The following is a 16,057-nucleotide window of genomic DNA, read 5'->3' as shown; positions in this document are numbered from 1 at the left end:
CCGCCGGGCTGCGTCGTGGCGGCGGGCCAGCCCGGGACCCGCACGGTGCCGCCGGCGACCAGCGCCGCGCACAGGAACGGCGCGGCGTTCGACAGGTCCGGCTCCACCCGGACGTCGCGGGCGGCGACCGGGCCGGGCTCGACCTGCCACACCGTCGGGACCGAGTCGTCGACGACGACCCCCGCCGCGCGCAGGGCCGCGACCGTCATCTCGATGTGCGGGAGGCTCGGCAGCGTCGGGCCGGTGTGCCGGATGGTGAGGCCGCGCTCGAACCGCGGGGCGGTCAGCAGCAGGCCGGACACGAACTGCGAGGAGCCGGACGCGTCGACGTCCACGACGCCGCCCTCGACCGACCCGGTGCCCGTGATCGTGAACGGCAGGCGGCCCGCCTCGCCGTGCTCGGTGACCCCGACGCCGAGGGCCCGGAGCGCCGCGAGCACCGGGCCCATGGGCCGGACGCGCGCGCCGGCGTCGCCGTCGAACCGCACGTCCCCGTCGGCCAGCGCGGCGACGGCGGGCAGGAACCGCATGACCGTCCCCGCCAGCCCGCAGTCGACGGCGCGCGGCCCGCGGAACGCGCCCGGGGTGACCAGCCAGTCGCCGGGCGCGGCGGGGTCGTCCTCGATCGACGTGCCGAGGTCGCGGAGCGCCTGGGCCATGAGCAGCGTGTCCCGGGAGCGCAGCGCGCCGCGCAGCCGCCCCGGGCCGTCGGCGAGCGCGGCCAGCACGAGGTACCGGTTGGTCAGCGACTTGGAGCCGGGGACCTCGACCGTCGCGTCCAGGGGGCCGGTCGCCGTGGGGGCGGGCCAGTCGGGCGCGGTGGCGGGGAGGACCTCGGAGCTCATGCCGGTCAGGCTATCGGGGTGCGCGTGCTCGCCGGCCGGGCGTCCGCCCTGCGAGGCACCGCCGCGCTCCGCCGCGCCACCGGTCAGTTCACCGCGTCCGCGATCTTCTTCGAGGCGGCCTTCTTCGCGGCCGCCGCCGTCGCCGCCGCGGCCGCCGCCTTGGCGGTCGCCGCCCGGGTGGCCCGCGCGTGCTCGACGCGCCAGCGCACCGACGGCCGGCCCGCGGTGTCGGCGGCGGCGATGAGCGCGCCGCCGGCGAACGACAGCCCGCGCAGGAACCGGGCCTTGCGGTCCTTCTTCTCCTGCTCGGACAGCTGGCCGCGCTCCTTGCGGGACGCCGGGGCGTCCGCGGCGGCGAGCGGCAGGGTCAGGGCGGCGAGCGTCAGCGCGGCGGCGCGGGGCGCGCGGCCGGTGGCGAGCAGCAGGGCGGCCAGGGCCGTCGCGCCGCCGTGCACCCGCACGACGGTGGTGAGCTGCGCGTCCGACGGGTGCCGGTACGCGTCGAGCGCCCCGCCGAGGGCCCCGCGGGGCACCGAGGCGTTCAGCCGGTCCACCGCACCCCGGGCGACCGCGACGTGCGCGGCCGGCCGGCGCAGCGCGTCGACCCCCTCGCTCAGGAACCACGACGCGAACAGCGGTCGGGCGATGCGGCGCAGCAGCATGACGTCCTCCTCCCGGCCGTCCGCGACGCGCGGACGCCTGCCGTCCAACTTAGCCGCGCGACCTGCTCGCCGCCCCCGGGAATGCCCCGGGGACCCGCCCGTGTTGTGCCGTCCATGAGCTGTTCCACCCTCGACCGGCCGGTCGCCCCCGCCGGCGGCGTCGCCGTCCTGACGCCGCCCGGCGCGCTGCTGCCCCGCCCGGGCGGCCCGGTGCCCGCGCGCGCACTAGGCTCGACCCCGATGAGCGAGGACACCACACGCGCCCCCGAGTCCGAGGACGACGCGGCGCGCAGCGAGCGGTTCGAGGCCGAGGCGCTGGTCTACCTGGACCAGCTGTACGGCGCCGCCCTGCGCATGACCCGGAACCCGTCGGACGCCGAGGACCTGGTCCAGGAGACGTTCGCGAAGGCGTTCGCAGCCTTCCACCAGTACCGGCCGGGCACGAACCTCAAGGCGTGGCTGTACCGGATCCTCACCAACACGTTCATCAACACGTACCGCAAGAAGCAGCGCGAGCCGCAGCAGTCCCAGGCCGACGAGATCGAGGACTGGCAGATCGCGCGCGCCGAGTCGCACTCGTCGACGGGGCTGCGCTCCGCCGAGGCCGAGGCGCTCGACCACCTGCCGGACTCGGACGTGAAGGACGCGCTCGCGCGGCTGCCGGAGGACTTCCGGATCGCCGTGTACCTGGCGGACGTCGAGGGGTTCGCCTACAAGGAGATCGCCGAGATCATGGGCACCCCGATCGGGACCGTGATGTCGCGGCTGCACCGCGGGCGGGGTCAGCTGCGCGACATGCTGACCGACTACGCCCGGGACCGGGGGCTGGTGCCGGCAGGGGGGTCCGCGACCGCCGAGGGCGGGGACGGCACGGGATCGTCGAGGAGGGCACGATGACGGGCTGGGACGCCGCGGGGGCGACGACGCCGGAGCAGACGACGGGCGGCTGCGGGCCCGAGTGCGAGCAGGCGCTGGGCCGGCTGTTCGCCTACGTGGACCGCGAGCTGGAGCCGGGCGACGCGGACCAGGTGCGGCAGCACATCGAGGACTGCCGCCCGTGCCTGGACGAGATCGCCGTCGAGACGATGCTCAAGGAGCTCGTCAAGCGGTGCTGCCAGGACAAGGCCCCGGCCGACCTGCGGGTGCGGATCCACGCGCAGCTCACCACGCTGAAGGTGACGCGGCCGCTGTAGGGCCGCCCGAGCACGACGAAGGGCCCGGTGCGATCGCACCGGGCCCTCGTGCTGTGTGCGGCTGCGCCGCCCGACGCTCAGGCGTTGGGGCGCTTGCCGTGGTTGGCACCGTTACCGGCGCGGGAACGGCGCTTGCGGCCACGCTTGCTCATGGAACTACTCCCTGGTGAGACTGACCGGTACGGCGGTGCAGCCGCCCGGGGACCCTCCATGGTCCCACATCCGCGCTGCTCGTCCGCACCGATGGTTCAAGGACGGGGCCCGACCGGCCGATCAGAGGAGGTGTGAGCGAGCAGCCGCAGTCCGTCGTCCCCCTCCTGCACGCCCTGGCCCAGGCCGGTGGCTCCGACCTGCACGTCAAGGTCGGCTCCGAGCCGCGCGTGCGCGTCGACGGCCGGCTGCGCCGGCTGCAGGTGCCCGCCCTGAAGCCCCGGGACACCGAGCACATGCTCGGCGAGGTGCTGCCGGACGACCTGACCGAGGAGTTCGTGCGCACGCACGAGGCGGACTTCGCGTTCTCGCTGTCGGGCGTCGGCCGGTTCCGGGTCAACGCGTACCAGGCCCGCGGCACGTACGGCCTGGTGTTCCGGCTCGTCGCCATGGGCGCGCAGTCGCTGTCCGAGCTCGGCCTGCCCGACGTGCTGGGCGAGCTGGCCCTGGAGCCGCGCGGCCTCGTGCTCGTCACCGGACCGACGGGCTCCGGCAAGACCACGACGCTGGCGTCGATGATCGACCTGATCAACACGGTGCGCGAGGCCAACATCGTGACGATCGAGGACCCGATCGAGGTGCTCCACCAGGACAAGCGCGGCATCATCTCCCAGCGCGAGATCCGGCAGGACACCGCCGACTTCACCGCCGCCCTGCGCGCGGCGATGCGGCAGGACCCCGACGTCATCTTCGTCGGCGAGATGCGCGACGTGGAGACCGTCCGCGCGGCGCTGTCCGCCGCCGAGACCGGCCACCTCGTGCTGTCGACGCTGCACACCATCGACGCGGCCGAGTCGATCAACCGCATCGTCGACTTCTTCCCGCCGCACGAGCAGCAGCAGATCCGCGTCGCGCTGGCCCAGGCGCTGCGCGGCATCGTGTCCCAGCGGCTGGTGCGCAAGGCCGACGGGGGCGGGCGCACCGCGGTCGTGGAGGTGCTGGTCAACACCGGCCGCACCGCCGAGGCGATCGTCGACCCGTCCGGCAGCGAGCCCCTGCTCGACCTCATCAAGCAGGGCGACTACTACAAGATGCAGACCTTCGACCAGCACCTGGTGCGCCTGGTCGCGGACGGCACCGTGACGTACGACGAGGCGCTCGGCGTGGCGACCAACCCGCAGGACCTCACCGTCGAGCTCCGCTCGGTGGGCCTGATCGCCTGACCCGGGCCACCCCGACCGAACCCCCGCCCCGGCACTGGAAGGTTGTGACGGACACGCCGTCGGCGTGTCCGTCACAACCGTCCACTCTCGGCGGTCGCCCGTTCCGGGACCCCTTGCCCGGCGCCGCGGACGCGATATAGCGTGTGCAAACGCGATATATCTCGATGCGGAGGAGCAGCGCCATGGCCACGGAGTCCTGGGTCGTCATCGGCCCGCAGATCATCGAGGTCGAGGACGTGCGCTCGCTGCGCGTCCAGGTCAGCGGGGGCCGGGTCGACGTCGTCGCCCACGAGGACCCGACGCAGACCGGGGCCCGGCTCGAGGTGCACCGCGTCGACGGCTCGCCGCTCGAGGTGACCTACGCCGACGGCGCGCTGTGGGCCGGCGTCCGCTCGGTCACGGGGATCGACGGGTTCCTCGACCGGCTGCGCGGCCCCGGTCAGCGCGACCGGGTGGAGGTGCACGTCGCCGTCCCGCGCGAGGTCGCCGCGTCGGTGGCCTCGGTGAACGCCGACCTGCTGCTCGCCGGCGTCCAGCAGGACGCCACGGTGTCGACGGTCGGCGGCGCCGTGGTCGTGGACGGCACCCGCGGCGCGCTGTCGGTGAAGAGCGTGTCCTCCGACGTGGTCGTGCGGGACCACCTGGGCGACCTGTCGGTCGGCACCGTCTCGGGCGCGGCGACCGCCTCCGGCCCGCTGCACCGGGTCACGGTCACCACGGTGTCGGGCGAGGTGACGCTCGACTGCATGGCCCCGACCTCGGTCTGCCACGTGCGGACCGTCTCCGGCGACGTCGCGGTGCGGCTGCCGGCGGGCCACGGCGTCGGCGTCGAGGCGCGCAGCGTGTCCGGGCGGGTCGTCGTCGACGGCGTCGAGCACGGCGACCGCCGCCCCGGCCGCACGACCGTCGACCTCCGCGACGACCGCGCCACCTGCTACGTCTACTCCCAGACCGTGTCCGGCCACCTCACGGTGCTGCACGGCGCGCCGCTCGCCGAGCCGGTGGTGGACGCCGGCGGCGCCTGATGGCCGTCTTCGGGCACGGGCAGCTGCGGCTGTACCTGCTGTCGCTGCTGGAGGCCGGGCCGCGGCACGGGTACGAGCTGATCCGCGCGCTGTCCGACCGGTTCGGCGGCACCTACCGGCCGAGCGCCGGGACGGTGTACCCGCGGCTGGCGCGGCTCGAGGAGGAGGGGCTGGTCGAGCGGGCCGAGTCGGGCCGCAAGACGCTCTACGCCCTGACCGACCGGGGCCGCGCGGAGGTCGAGGCGCACCGGGCCGAGCTGGCCGCGCTGGAGCACGAGCTCGCCGACGTGGTGCGCGAGCTCGCCGCGCAGGTCCGGGCCGAGGTGGCGGGGTCGATGGCGGGGATGCGGGCCGAGATGGCCGCGGCCGCCCAGCAGGCCCGGGCGGCGGCGCTGCAGGCCCGGGACGCGCGCGCGACGGCGCCGGCCGGGGACGTGCCGCGGCCGGGCGGGCCGCCCGCCGCCGGATCGCGCCCGGGCGGCCCGGGCGCCGACGCGCGCCGGGAGGCCCGCGCGCGGCGCGCGGCGATCGAGGCGGACCTCGCGGCGTTCCGGGCCGAGGTGCGCGAGGCCGTGCGGCGCGCGGAGGCGTCCGGCGGGCCGACCGCCCTCACGGCCGACACGGTGCGGACGGTGCTGGCGAGCGCCCGCGCGGCGATCGCGGCGACGCTGCCGCCGCGCTGAGGGCGGGGCGGCCCGGACCCCGCCGGGGCGTCAGACCACGTCCTCCGGCAGGCCCAGCCAGGTGTTCCAGTGCGAGTGCAGCACGAGCCAGGCCATCAGCCCGTAGCCGGCCTGGCCGGGGAGCGAGCCGTCGCCCGCGGCCAGGTCGGCGAGCCACTGCTCGTGCCCGGCGAGCGGCGTGCAGGTGTCGACGTACGGCACCCGGCGCCGGGTGGTCACGTCGGCGAACGCGGCGGACAGGTCGGCGAGCGTCGTGGGGTCGACCCCGGCGCCGGGCGGCGGGCCGACGACGAACGCCGGCATCCGGCGCTGCTCGGCCGCGTCGAGGATGTTCGCGAGGTTGAGCCGGCTGCGCGCGAGCGACAGCCCGGCGAGGGCGTCGGCGCGGCCGAGCGACACGATCAGCCGGGTGTCGGCCTCGGCGGAGGCGCGGCGGCCGACCTCCTCCTCCCAGCGGGCGGACAGCCCGGAGGTGGTCTCGCCGGGCACGGCCAGCGTCAGGACCGTCGGCGGCACGGGGGTCTGCGTCCGCGCGGCGACCCGGCCGACCCAGCCCAGCGCCCGCGGGTCGCCGGCGCCCGCGGCCAGCTCGTCCCCGATCACCACCAGGCGCAGTGGCAGCTCGCCCACGTCCCGTCCTCCCGCTCGCCGTGCACGTCCCGCGGTCGCGGGCGCGGGGCCCAGTCTCGCAGCCGGACGGCCGGGGGCGCCCGCCGACGCGCGGCGGCGGGCGGGTCAGCGCAGGTAGCCGTCGGTGTCGTCGGTCCAGTCGTGGCGGGAGCGCGGCGGCTCCCGGCGGCCGAGCCCGTCGGTGCGGATCCAGTCGTACAGCCGGGCGCCGAGCCAGGCGGTCAGCGTGATCAGGGCCAGGGTGAGGAGCAGTGCGGTCATGGCAGAAACACTGCCGGTGCGGAGATCCGGCCACGAGTGGCAGCACTGCCGACCCCCATCGACTTCCCGCCAGTTCCGTGGCAGGCTCGGCGGCATGCTGCAGCGAGTCGCCGCGATCGCGGTCCCCGGGGTGTCCGCGTTCGAGTTCGGGCTGGTCTGCGAGGTGTTCGGCATCGACCGGTCCGACACCGGCGGCCCGACGTTCGACTTCACGCTGTGCACCCCGGAGCTCGGGCTGGTGCCGATGGAGCCGGCGCTGGCGGTGGACGTGCCGGCCGGGCTGGACGCCGCCGCCGGGGCCGACCTCGTGGTGGTGCTGCCGTACAAGGCGCCGTACGGGCTGCCCGCCGCCGCGCGGGACGCCATCCGCGCGGCGCACGACCGCGGCGCGTGGGTGATGAGCATCTGCTCCGGCACGTTCGCGCTGGGGGAGGCCGGGCTGCTCGACGGCCGCCGGTGCACCACGCACTGGATGTACGCCGACGACCTGCAGCGCCGGTACCCGACCGCCGAGGTGGACGCCGCGGTGCTCTACGTCGAGGACCGCGGCGTCATCAGCAGCGCCGGCACCGCCGCCGGGATCGACGCGTGCCTGCACCTGATCCGCCGGGAGCTCGGCGCGCAGCAGGCCGCGATGGTCGCCCGGCGGATGGTCGTGCCGCCGCACCGGGACGGCGGTCAGGCGCAGTACGTCGACACCCCGCTGCCGTGCGACGCCGACACGCTCGCCCCGCTGCTCGCGTGGATGACCGAGCACCTCGACGCCGAGCTCACCGTGCCGGACCTCGCCGCGCGGGCGCTGATGTCCGAGCGCACGTTCGCCCGCCGGTTCCGCGCCGAGACCGGCACCACGCCCGCCGCCTGGGTCACCCGGCAGCGGCTGGTCCGGGCCCAGGAGATGCTCGAGCGCACGTCCGCGGGCGTGGACGAGGTCGCGCGCGCCAGCGGGTTCGGCAGCGCGGCCGTGCTGCGGCACCACTTCGCGCGGGTGCTGGGCACGAGCCCGCAGGCGTACCGCCGCCTGTTCGCGTGCACGGACGAGGCGGAGGCGGCGGCCGACCGCATGTCGGTGGCCTGACCGCCGACGCGCCGGAGGCCGGCCACCCCGAGGGGTGACCGGCCTCCGCGCGTGCGGCGCCCCGCGGCTCAGCGCTCGAACGCCGCCCGCAGGATCTCCGCCTGCTCCGCCTGGTGCGCCTTGGCCGAGCCGGCCGCGGTCGAGGCCGACGCCGGGCGGGACACCGCCCGCACCGGCGCGCCCACGACCTGCGGCAGCGCCAGCGACACGTACGACCACGGCCCCTGGTTCCGCGGCTCGTCCTGGACCCACACCAGCTCGGCCCCGTCGAACGGCGCGAGCGCCCCGCGGATGCCGTCGTGGTCGAGCGGGTACAGCTGCTCGAGCCGCACGATCGCCGTGCGCTCGTCGCCCAGCTTCTCCCGCTGGGCCACGAGGTCCCAGTAGAGCTTGCCGGAGCACAGCAGCACGCGGTCGACCCGGGCCGCCGAGGAGGCCGCGACGTCGTCGCCGATCACCGGGCGGAACGTGCCGGACGTGAAGTCCTCGACCTTCGACGCGCCCGCCTTGAGCCGCAGCATCGACTTCGGGGTGAAGACGACGAGCGGGCGGCGCGGCCGGGCGTAGGCCTGGCGGCGCAGCAGGTGGAAGTACGACGCCGGCGTGGTCGGCTGCGCGACGGTCATGTTGCCCTCGGCGGACATCTGCAGGAACCGCTCGATGCGCGCCGACGAGTGGTCCGGCCCCTGGCCCTCGTAGCCGTGGGGGAGCAGCAGCACGACGGACGAGTGCTGGCCCCACTTCTGCTCGGCGGAGGAGATGAACTCGTCGATGACGGTCTGCGCGCCGTTGACGAAGTCGCCGAACTGCGCCTCCCACAGCACCAGGGCGTCGGGGCGCTCGACGGAGTAGCCGTACTCGAAGCCGAGCGCCGCGTACTCCGACAGCGAGGAGTCGTAGACCCAGAACTTCGCCTGGTCCGCCGACAGGTACAGCAGCGGGGTCCACTCGGCGCCGGTCTCCCGGTCGTGCAGGACGGCGTGCCGCTGCACGAAGGTGCCGCGGCGGGAGTCCTGGCCGGCGAGGCGCACCGGGGTGCCCTCGATCAGCAGCGAGCCGAACGCCAGGATCTCGCCGAAGCCCCAGTCGATGCCGCCCTCGCGGGACATCTGCTCCCGCTTGGCGAGCAGCTGCGCGAGCTTCGGGTGGATCGTGAAGCCCTCCGGCGCCCGCACGTGCGCGGCGCCGATCCGCTCCAGCACCTTGGCGGGCGCGGCGGTCTGCCAGCCGATGATGACGCCGGCGTCCTCGCGCTGGGACTCCGGGCGCTCCAGGCCGGCCACCGGCTCGGCGTCGGGCGACGGCGGGGTCCAGCCCTCCTCGCGGGTCTCCGCGAACACCCGCTCGAGCTGCGCCTGGTAGTCGCGCAGCACGTGCTCGGCCTCCTCGAGCGTGATGTCCCCGCGGGACACCAGGGCCTCGGTGTAGAGCTTGCGCACCGAGCGCTTGGCCTCGATGAGGTTGTACATCAGCGGCTGGGTCATCGAGGGGTCGTCGCCCTCGTTGTGGCCGCGGCGGCGGTAGCAGACCATGTCGATGATCACGTCGCGGTCGAACTGCTCGCGGTACTCGAACGCGAGCTCGGCGACCCGGACGCACGCCTCGGGGTCGTCGCCGTTGACGTGGAAGATCGGGACCTGCAGGCCCTTGGCCACGTCGGTGGCGTACTGCGAGGAGCGCGAGGACGAGGGGCCGGTGGTGAAGCCGACCTGGTTGTTGATGACGACGTGGATCGTGCCGCCGGTGCGGTAGCCGCGCAGCTGGGCCAGGTTGAGGGTCTCGAAGACCACGCCCTGCCCGGCGAACGCCGCGTCGCCGTGGATGAGGATCGGCAGCACGGAGAACCCGTCGCCGCCCAGGTCGATCCGGTCCTGCTTGGCCCGGACGATGCCCTCGAGCACCGGGTCCACGGCCTCGAGGTGCGACGGGTTCGCGGCGAGGTAGACCCGGGTCGACGCCCCGGACTCGGCCTGGAACACGCCCTCGGTGCCGAGGTGGTACTTCACGTCGCCGGAGCCCTGCACGGACTTCGGGTCCTGGTTGCCCTCGAACTCGCTGAAGATCTGGCCGTACGACTTGCCGGCGATGTTCGCGAGCACGTTGAGCCGGCCGCGGTGCGCCATGCCGATGGCGACCTCGTCCAGCCCGCCCTCGGCGGCGCGGGACAGGATCGCGTCCAGCAGCGGGATGACGGACTCGCCGCCCTCCAGGGAGAACCGCTTCTGCCCGACGTACTTGGTCTGCAGGAACGTCTCGAACGCCTCGGCGGCGTTGAGGCGGCGCAGGATCCGCAGCTGGTCCTCGCGCGGGGTCGGCGCGTAGCCGGCCTCCAGGCGCTCCTGCAGCCAGCGGCGCTGCCGCGGGTCCTGCAGGTGCATGTACTCGAAGCCGGTGGTGCGGCAGTACGAGTCGCGCAGCAGGCCGAGCACCTGGCGCAGCGTCGCCCGCGGCCGGCCGGTGAACCCGCCGGTCGGGAACGTGCGGTCCAGGTCCCACAGCGACAGGCCGTGCGTCTGCACGTCCAGGTCCGGGTGCTTGCGCAGCCGGTAGGCCAGCGGGTCGGTGTCGGCCATGAGGTGGCCGCGCGACCGGTAGGAGTGGATGAGCTCGGCGATCCGGGCCGGCTTGATGGCCTCGGCGTCCGGGTCGGCCGCCTCCTTGACCCAGCGGATCGGCTCGTAGGGGACGCGCAGCGACGCGAACACCCGGTCGTAGAAGCCGTCCTCGCCGAGCAGCTTGCGGTGCAGGATGCGCAGGAAGTCGCCGGACTGGGCGCCCTGGATCACGCGGTGGTCGTAGGTCGACGTCACCGTCAGGACCTTCGACACGCCCATCTTGTTGAGCTGCTCGTCCGAGGTCCCCTGGAACTCGGCCGGGTAGTCCATCGCGCCGACGCCGATGATCGTGCCCTGGCCCTGCATGAGCCGAGGCACGGAGTGCACGGTGCCGATGGTGCCGGGGTTGGTCAGCGACAGCGTGGTGCCGGCGAAGTCCTCGACGCCGAGCTTCCCGCCGCGGGCGCGCCGGACGACGTCCTCGTACGCGTTCCAGAACTGCGCGAAGTCGAGCGTCTCGGCCTGCTTGATGCTGGGCACGAGCAGCTGGCGGGTGCCGTCCGGCTTGGCCAGGTCGATCGCCAGGCCCAGGTTGACGTGCGCGGGGGTGAGGTAGCCCGGCTTGCCGTCGACCAGCGTGTAGGCGGTGTTCATCGCCGGCATCTCGCCGACCGCCTCGACCAGCGCGAAGCCGATCAGGTGCGTGAACGAGATCTTGCCGCCGCGGCCGCGGGCCAGGTGGTTGTTGATGACGATCCGGTTGTCGACCAGCAGCTTGGCCGGGATGGCGCGCACCGACGTCGCGGTGGGCACCTCCAGGCTGGCCTCCATGTTGGTGACCACCCGGGCGGCGGGGCCGCGCAGGCGCTGCGTCTCGTCGGAGGCCTCGGGGACCTCCTGCTCCGCCTCGCGGGCCGCCTTGGCCGCGGGGGCGTAGGGGGCCGTCGCGGGCTGGGCGGTCGCCACCGGGGAGGTGGCGGGCACGGGCTCCGGGTCGCGCGGCGCGGGCTGCTCCTGCGGGCGGGTGGCCGTCGGCGCGGGGGCCGGCGGGACCGCGTCGCCCCCGGTGTGCGCGGGCCGCTCGGCGACCGGCGCGGGCACGGTGCCCGGGCGCTCGCCGGCGGGCGCGCCCGGGGCGGGCTGCGCGGCGGCCTCGCGGGGCGTGGGCGCGTCCCCCGACGCGCCCGGGGCCGCGGGGGCCGGGGTGCTCGCGGTGCCGGCGGGCGCGGCGTCGACCACGCCGTTCCCCCCGGTGCTCCCCGCGGCGCCACCGCCCGCGACCGCGCCCGACGTCGTCGCGGCGGGCGCCGAGGGCTTGTAGCCCTCGAAGAAGTCCCACCACGCCGGGTCGACCGCCGTCTTGTCCTGGAGGTACTGCTCGTACAGCTCGTCCACCAACCACGTGTTCGCGCCGAAGTCGGCACGGTTCACGTCTGGCTCCGCATGCTGGGACACGCGAGGATCGCCCACTTCCTCCGCGGCCAGGGACCGCGTCATCGCCGGATCTGTTCGTGGCCCACCCTACGTCCTGACCGGGCGTCATCTCCCCCCGAGCAGCGCGGCGCGCGGACGGTTCACACGCTCGTCACACGGCGGGTCCGGCGGGGGTGTCAGGCTCCCCATCTGCGGGTCTGCGCCGGGTCGAGGACGTGTCAACTCGGTCATGCGTCGGCCGGGACGGGCTCCGGCGGGGTGGTCGCGGGACGCGCCGGCGCCGTGGCCGCGAACCGCGCCGCCCCCACCGCGCCCAGCGCCAGCACCACCATCGTCACCGCCATCGGCACCGCGGTCCGCTCGCCCGCCAGCCCGACGAGCGGCGACACCGCGGCCCCCACGCCGAACTGCAGCGCGCCCATGACCGCCGACCCGGTGCCCGCGGCGTGCGCGACCTCGTCCGTGGCGAGGGTCGTGGCGTTCCCGAACACGAGGCCGAGCGCGCTCACGGTGAGGAACAGCAGCACCAGGGTGGGCCACCGGGGCAGGCCGAGCAGCACGACGTCGAGCAGCAGCAGCACGCTGAGCACCGCGACGGCCCCGACGCCGACGGCCAGCAGCCGCTGCGGCGCGAACCGGTCCACCAGCGTCGTGCCCAGCCCGGCGACGACGCCGAGGCCCAGCGCGTTGGCCGCGAACGCCACCGAGTACGCGCCGACCGACAGGCCCAGCACGTTCTGCAGCACGAACGGCGACGCGGAGATGTAGGCGAACATCGCCGCGAAGCCGAGGACGAGCGCGCCGGTCCAGCCGAGGTAGCGGCGGTTGCCCAGCACGGCGCGCGCGTCGCGCAGCGTGGCGGCGAGCCCGCCGCCGGTGCGCGCCTCGCGCGGCCGGGTCTCCGGCACCAGGGTCAGGACGCCGAGGAGCATGAGCGCGCTGAGCCCGGCGAGGATGCCGAACACCCCGCGCCAGCCGACGGCGGTGACCAGGGTGCCGCCGAGCAGCGGGGCCGCGACCGGGGCGACGCCCTGGATCAGCATCATGACGCCGAACAGCTTGGCGGCGGCGGCGCCGCGGGCGCGGTCGGCGACCACGGCTCGGCTGAGCACCACGCCCGCGGCGCCGGCGAAGCCCTGGACGAACCGCGCCGCGACCAGGAACGCGATCGACGGCGCGAGGGCGCACGCCAGCCCGGCGGCGGCGCACAGCGCGCTGCCGGCGATCAGCAGCCCGCGGCGGCCGCGCTGGTCGGACAGCGGGCCGATCACCAGCTGGCCCAGGGCCAGGCCGACCATGAACGTCGTGAGCGAGAGCTGCACGGCCGCCGCGCTGGTGCCGAGGTCGACGGCGAGCTGCGGGAAGGCCGGCAGGTACATGTCGGTGGCGAGCGGCGCGATGGCGGTGAGCAGCGCGAGGACGACGGTGGTCGCGAGGGGGAGCGCGCGCCGGGCGCCGGCGGGCGGGGCGGCGGGGCCGGCCGGGGCGCCGACGGCGGGCGGCGGGGCGGCGGCGGGGCCGGCGGGGGTGGGGGAGGAGGTGGCGGAGGTGGCGGCGGGCACGGCGGTGCCCGGGGCTGCGGTCATGGGGGTGTGCTCCAGCACGGGGGAGGGCGGCACGGCGCCGCGGACCGGAGCATCATATCTATGCACTCATATACGTCGAGCCCGGGGCGCGCTGCTAGCCTCCCGGCGTGACCCGACCCGGCCCGGCCGACGACGACGCGGTCGTCGACGCCACCGACGACGCGGCCCTCGACGCGGCCGGCGACCTGCGGGTGCTCGCCGTCGCCCTGCACGACCTGTCCCGCGCGGTGCGCCGGGCGGAGGGGGCGCAGGACGGCGGCCTGCCGCCGCTGCCCCCGACCGAGTTCGAGGTCATGCGGTACGTCGACGCGCACCCCGGCACCAGCGTGGGCGGGGTCGCGGCGGGGCTCGACCTCCGGCAGAGCAACGTGAGCGCCGCGGTGCGGGGCCTGGTCGCGCGCGGGCTGGTCGAGCGCGCGGCCGACGCCGGCGACCGGCGGGTGACCCGGCTGCACCCGACGCCGCTCGCCCGGGAGCGGCGGGAGCCGGTCGAGGCGGGGTGGGCCCGCACGCTCGGCGCGGCACTCGCGGGCCTGCCGGCCGCGGAGGCGGCGGCGGTGCGCCGGGCCGCCGGCCCGCTGGCCCGCCTGGCCGCCGCGACCCGGGGGCCCGGGGACGCGCCCGAGCCGGGCTGACCCCGGGCGGACCGGTGCCCGGGCTGACCGGTGCCCGGGCTGACCGGTGCCCGGGCGGACCGGTCCCGCGCCGACCGACGTCGGGTGGAGCGTTCCGCCCGACACGCGCCGGCGTGTCGGGCAGAACGCTCCACCCGTCCCCACCCACGGGGGCTCTCGCCCGCCGCGGCGGGTGGGGGACCCGCCTCCGCGGGCCCGGTCAGGTGATGTCGCGCTTGAGGGTGGTGAACCGCCCCAGCGCGGCGAGCAGCACCGCGTACCCGACGAGCACCGCCGCGCCCGCGGCCGGCCCGAGCAGCGAGCCCGCGCCGGTGGCCGAGTAGAACGAGCCGCCGCTGATGGCCTCGCCGGCCGCGCCGGGCAGGAACTTGCCGATCGGCGCCGTCGCGTCGTTCAGGCCGAGCACCAGGCGGGCGATCGGCTCGACGAACTGCGTGAAGGCCAGCACGACCACGATCGCGACGACCTGGTTCGGCATCGCGAACCCGAGCCCGACCCCGACGACGCACCACACCGTCAGCGCCAGGGCGGTCCGCGCGATGATGCCCCAGACCTCGCCCTCGCCGAGCAGGTTCGGCGCGTCGGTGAACGCGAAGGCCAGCGCGCCGGCGCCGACGGTGGCCAGGGTGCCGAGCACGCCGTAGAGCACGCCCATCGGGATGCTCGCGGCGAGCTTCGCCACGACGAACCGGTTGCGGTCCGGCTGCGCGAGCAGCGTCGGGGTGAGCGTCCGGTGCCGGAACTCGGCGGTCACCGACAGCAGCCCGACGAGCAGCGGCAGCGCGTAACCGAGCGAGGCCGGCAGCGTGTACACCGCGGGGACGATCGTCTGCGGGTCGGCGACCACGGGCGCGCCGTCGGCACCGGAGACCTCGGCGCCGTCGAACGTGAAGGCGAACGCCATCGCGGCGCCCAGGAACGCCATGTAGCCGATCATGACGATCAGCAGCACCCACCAGGTGCGGGTCGTGACGATCTTCCGGTACTCGGAGACCAGGGAGTCCTTCATCGGGCACCTCCGGCGGGGGCGTCGGTCGGGGCGGAGGCGGGGGCGCCTGCCGGGGCGGGCGCCGCGTGCGCGCCGTGCGCGGGGGCGGGCGCGGTGAGGCGGAGGAACACGTCCTCCAGGCCGACGCCGTGGGCGGCGAGCTCGTGCAGCTCCAGGCCGGCGGCGAACGCCGCGTGGCCCACGGCGGCGACGTCGGTGCCGACCAGCTCGGCCACGCCGGGCGACCCGGCGACCCGCTGCCAGCCCGCCCGGGCGACCAGCGCGTCCAGCGCGGCGCCGTCGGGGGAGGCGACCCGGACCCGCGGCTCGGCCAGGCCGCTGAGCTCCGCGAGCGTCGAGGCGTGCACCAGCCGCCCGCCCGCGATGATGACGACGTCGTCCACGGTCTGCTGCACCTCGGACAGCACGTGCGAGGACACCAGCACCGTGCGGCCCTGCGCGGCGAGCGCGCGGAGCAGGTCGCGCAGCCAGCGGATGCCCTCCGGGTCGAGGCCGTTGGCCGGCTCGTCGAGCAGCAGCACCGGCGGGTCGCCGAGCAGCGTCGTCGCGAGCGCGAGCCGCTGGCGCATGCCCAGGGAGAACCCGCCGACCCGGCGCTTCGCGGCGCCGGTGAGGCCGACCAGGTCGAGCACCTCGTGCGCCCGGCGGTCCGGGACGCCCGCCTGCGGCGCGTACACCCGCAGGTGGTCCAGCGCCGTGCGGCCGGGGTGGAAGTCGGCGGCCTCGAGGGCGGCGCCGACGGTGCGCATCGGGCGGTCGAGCGCAATGTACCGGCGGCCGCCGATGGTGGCCGTGCCGGCGGTGGGCTGCACGAGGCCGAGCAGCATCCGCAGCGTCGTGGTCTTGCCGGCGCCGTTGGGTCCGAGGAACCCGGTGACCCGCCCGGGGCGGACCGTGAAGCTCAGGTCGTCCACGGCCCGGACCTGGCCGAACGTCTTCGTGAGGTGCGAGACCTCGATGGCGTGCGTCGCGTCGGGTGGCATGTCTCGACCCTAGGGACCGGGCCCCGCCCGGCGGATCAGCCGCGAGACGGAAACCGCGTCTCCTCCGTCCGGAGGAGACGCCTCCCGGCGGACGGGCCGCGCGCC

The 16,057-nt window shown here is 75.9% G+C and carries 16 protein-coding genes; 7 read left to right on the top strand and 9 right to left on the bottom strand.

The features are described from left to right. The coding region (locus VER05_RS15370) for a 3-phosphoshikimate 1-carboxyvinyltransferase (RefSeq protein WP_324846210.1) at positions 1–845 on the bottom strand (845 nt) is incomplete at its 3' end. Positions 846–928: 83 nt separating this feature from the next. Then, positions 929–1,507 (bottom strand): DoxX family protein, encoded by a 579-nt coding sequence (locus VER05_RS15365; protein WP_324846209.1) that lies wholly within the window; start codon positions 1,505–1,507, stop codon positions 929–931. 114 nt (positions 1,508–1,621) lie between these two features. Here VER05_RS15365 and VER05_RS15360 point away from each other — a divergent pair, with 114 nt between their 5' ends. Continuing rightward, complete coding sequence (locus VER05_RS15360) at positions 1,622–2,404, top strand: sigma-70 family RNA polymerase sigma factor (RefSeq protein WP_324846208.1); 783 nt, start codon at positions 1,622–1,624, stop codon at positions 2,402–2,404. Then, positions 2,401–2,700, top strand: coding sequence for a mycothiol system anti-sigma-R factor (gene rsrA, locus VER05_RS15355; RefSeq protein WP_324846207.1), 300 nt, complete (start codon positions 2,401–2,403; stop codon positions 2,698–2,700). Before VER05_RS15360 ends, rsrA begins: the two co-directional genes overlap by 4 nt. 77 nt (positions 2,701–2,777) lie before the next feature. Here the strand turns inward: rsrA and VER05_RS20290 are convergent, their stop codons facing one another. Then, positions 2,778–2,852: a 50S ribosomal protein bL37 gene (locus VER05_RS20290; RefSeq protein WP_370521008.1), complete on the bottom strand. Its 75-nt coding sequence runs from the start codon at positions 2,850–2,852 to the stop codon at positions 2,778–2,780. Positions 2,853–2,984: 132 nt separating this feature from the next. On the opposite strand from VER05_RS20290, the gene VER05_RS15350 reads away from it, so the two are divergent. From VER05_RS15350 to VER05_RS15340, 3 genes are all read left to right on the top strand, one after another. After that, complete coding sequence (locus tag VER05_RS15350) at positions 2,985–4,073, top strand: type IV pilus twitching motility protein PilT (protein ID WP_324846206.1); 1,089 nt, start codon at positions 2,985–2,987, stop codon at positions 4,071–4,073. A gap of 182 nt (positions 4,074–4,255) precedes the next feature. After that, positions 4,256–5,098 carry a DUF4097 family beta strand repeat-containing protein gene (locus tag VER05_RS15345; RefSeq protein WP_324846205.1) on the top strand — a complete coding sequence of 281 codons (843 nt, stop codon included), beginning with the start codon at positions 4,256–4,258 and terminating at the stop codon, positions 5,096–5,098. Further along, positions 5,098–5,781, top strand: a complete 684-nt coding sequence (locus tag VER05_RS15340; RefSeq protein ID WP_324846204.1) for a PadR family transcriptional regulator — start codon at positions 5,098–5,100, stop codon at positions 5,779–5,781. Before VER05_RS15345 ends, VER05_RS15340 begins: the two co-directional genes overlap by 1 nt. A gap of 30 nt (positions 5,782–5,811) precedes the next feature. Here VER05_RS15340 and VER05_RS15335 read toward each other — a convergent pair whose 3' ends face one another. Together VER05_RS15335 and VER05_RS15330 are read right to left on the bottom strand one after the other, a co-directional pair. Further along, entirely contained in the window at positions 5,812–6,411 is a 600-nt protein-coding gene (locus VER05_RS15335; RefSeq protein WP_324846203.1) for a GDSL-type esterase/lipase family protein, read from the bottom strand. Between the two features lie 105 nt (positions 6,412–6,516). After that, a complete protein-coding gene (locus VER05_RS15330; RefSeq protein ID WP_324846202.1) occupies positions 6,517–6,672 on the bottom strand; it encodes a hypothetical protein in 156 nt (51 codons plus the stop codon). Positions 6,673–6,766: 94 nt separating this feature from the next. On the opposite strand from VER05_RS15330, the gene VER05_RS15325 reads away from it, so the two are divergent. Further along, positions 6,767–7,750 (top strand): GlxA family transcriptional regulator, encoded by a 984-nt coding sequence (locus tag VER05_RS15325; RefSeq protein WP_324846201.1) that lies wholly within the window; start codon positions 6,767–6,769, stop codon positions 7,748–7,750. A 68-nt stretch (positions 7,751–7,818) separates the two neighbouring features. Here the strand turns inward: VER05_RS15325 and VER05_RS15320 are convergent, their stop codons facing one another. Further along, on the bottom strand, positions 7,819–11,802 hold the full coding sequence (locus tag VER05_RS15320) for a multifunctional oxoglutarate decarboxylase/oxoglutarate dehydrogenase thiamine pyrophosphate-binding subunit/dihydrolipoyllysine-residue succinyltransferase subunit (protein ID WP_324846200.1): 3,984 nt from the start codon (positions 11,800–11,802) through the stop codon (positions 7,819–7,821). A 164-nt stretch (positions 11,803–11,966) separates the two neighbouring features. Then, positions 11,967–13,325: a multidrug effflux MFS transporter gene (locus VER05_RS15315; RefSeq protein ID WP_324846199.1), complete on the bottom strand. Its 1,359-nt coding sequence runs from the start codon at positions 13,323–13,325 to the stop codon at positions 11,967–11,969. 107 nt (positions 13,326–13,432) lie between these two features. Between VER05_RS15315 and VER05_RS15310 the strand changes: the two genes are divergently transcribed. Then, positions 13,433–13,960, top strand: coding sequence for a MarR family winged helix-turn-helix transcriptional regulator (locus VER05_RS15310; RefSeq protein ID WP_324846198.1), 528 nt, complete (start codon positions 13,433–13,435; stop codon positions 13,958–13,960). 199 nt (positions 13,961–14,159) lie between these two features. Here the strand turns inward: VER05_RS15310 and VER05_RS15305 are convergent, their stop codons facing one another. Together VER05_RS15305 and VER05_RS15300 are read right to left on the bottom strand one after the other, a co-directional pair. Beyond that, positions 14,160–14,969, bottom strand: coding sequence for an ABC transporter permease (locus tag VER05_RS15305; protein WP_324846197.1), 810 nt, complete (start codon positions 14,967–14,969; stop codon positions 14,160–14,162). After that, entirely contained in the window at positions 14,966–15,952 is a 987-nt protein-coding gene (locus VER05_RS15300; RefSeq protein ID WP_324846196.1) for an ABC transporter ATP-binding protein, read from the bottom strand. The genes VER05_RS15305 and VER05_RS15300 overlap by 4 nt, the downstream gene beginning before the upstream one ends. Positions 15,953–16,057: the final 105 nt, after the last annotated feature.

Origin of the sequence: Cellulomonas sp. (genome assembly GCF_035634735.1) — a bacterium.
Lineage (GTDB): Bacteria > Actinomycetota > Actinomycetes > Actinomycetales > Cellulomonadaceae > Cellulomonas.
The sequence above is the reverse complement of the archived record's forward strand: the minus strand, read 5'-3'. Positions and strand labels throughout refer to the sequence as shown.

Excerpts from the sequence above, each read along its gene's own strand:
- VER05_RS15365 (WP_324846209.1), bottom strand. The coding sequence starts at position 1,507 with ATGCTGCTGCGCCGCATCGCCCGACCGCTGTTCGCGTCGTGGTTCCTG.
- VER05_RS15360 (WP_324846208.1), top strand. The coding sequence starts at position 1,622 with ATGAGCTGTTCCACCCTCGACCGGCCGGTCGCCCCCGCCGGCGGCGTC.
- rsrA (WP_324846207.1), top strand. The coding sequence starts at position 2,401 with ATGACGGGCTGGGACGCCGCGGGGGCGACGACGCCGGAGCAGACGACG.
- VER05_RS15345 (WP_324846205.1), top strand. The coding sequence starts at position 4,256 with ATGGCCACGGAGTCCTGGGTCGTCATCGGCCCGCAGATCATCGAGGTC.
- VER05_RS15340 (WP_324846204.1), top strand. The coding sequence starts at position 5,098 with ATGGCCGTCTTCGGGCACGGGCAGCTGCGGCTGTACCTGCTGTCGCTG.
- VER05_RS15330 (WP_324846202.1), bottom strand. The coding sequence starts at position 6,672 with ATGACCGCACTGCTCCTCACCCTGGCCCTGATCACGCTGACCGCCTGG.
- VER05_RS15325 (WP_324846201.1), top strand. The coding sequence starts at position 6,767 with ATGCTGCAGCGAGTCGCCGCGATCGCGGTCCCCGGGGTGTCCGCGTTC.
- VER05_RS15320 (WP_324846200.1), bottom strand. The coding sequence starts at position 11,802 with ATGACGCGGTCCCTGGCCGCGGAGGAAGTGGGCGATCCTCGCGTGTCC.
- VER05_RS15315 (WP_324846199.1), bottom strand. The coding sequence starts at position 13,325 with ATGACCGCAGCCCCGGGCACCGCCGTGCCCGCCGCCACCTCCGCCACC.
- VER05_RS15305 (WP_324846197.1), bottom strand. The coding sequence starts at position 14,969 with ATGAAGGACTCCCTGGTCTCCGAGTACCGGAAGATCGTCACGACCCGC.
- VER05_RS15300 (WP_324846196.1), bottom strand. The coding sequence starts at position 15,952 with ATGCCACCCGACGCGACGCACGCCATCGAGGTCTCGCACCTCACGAAG.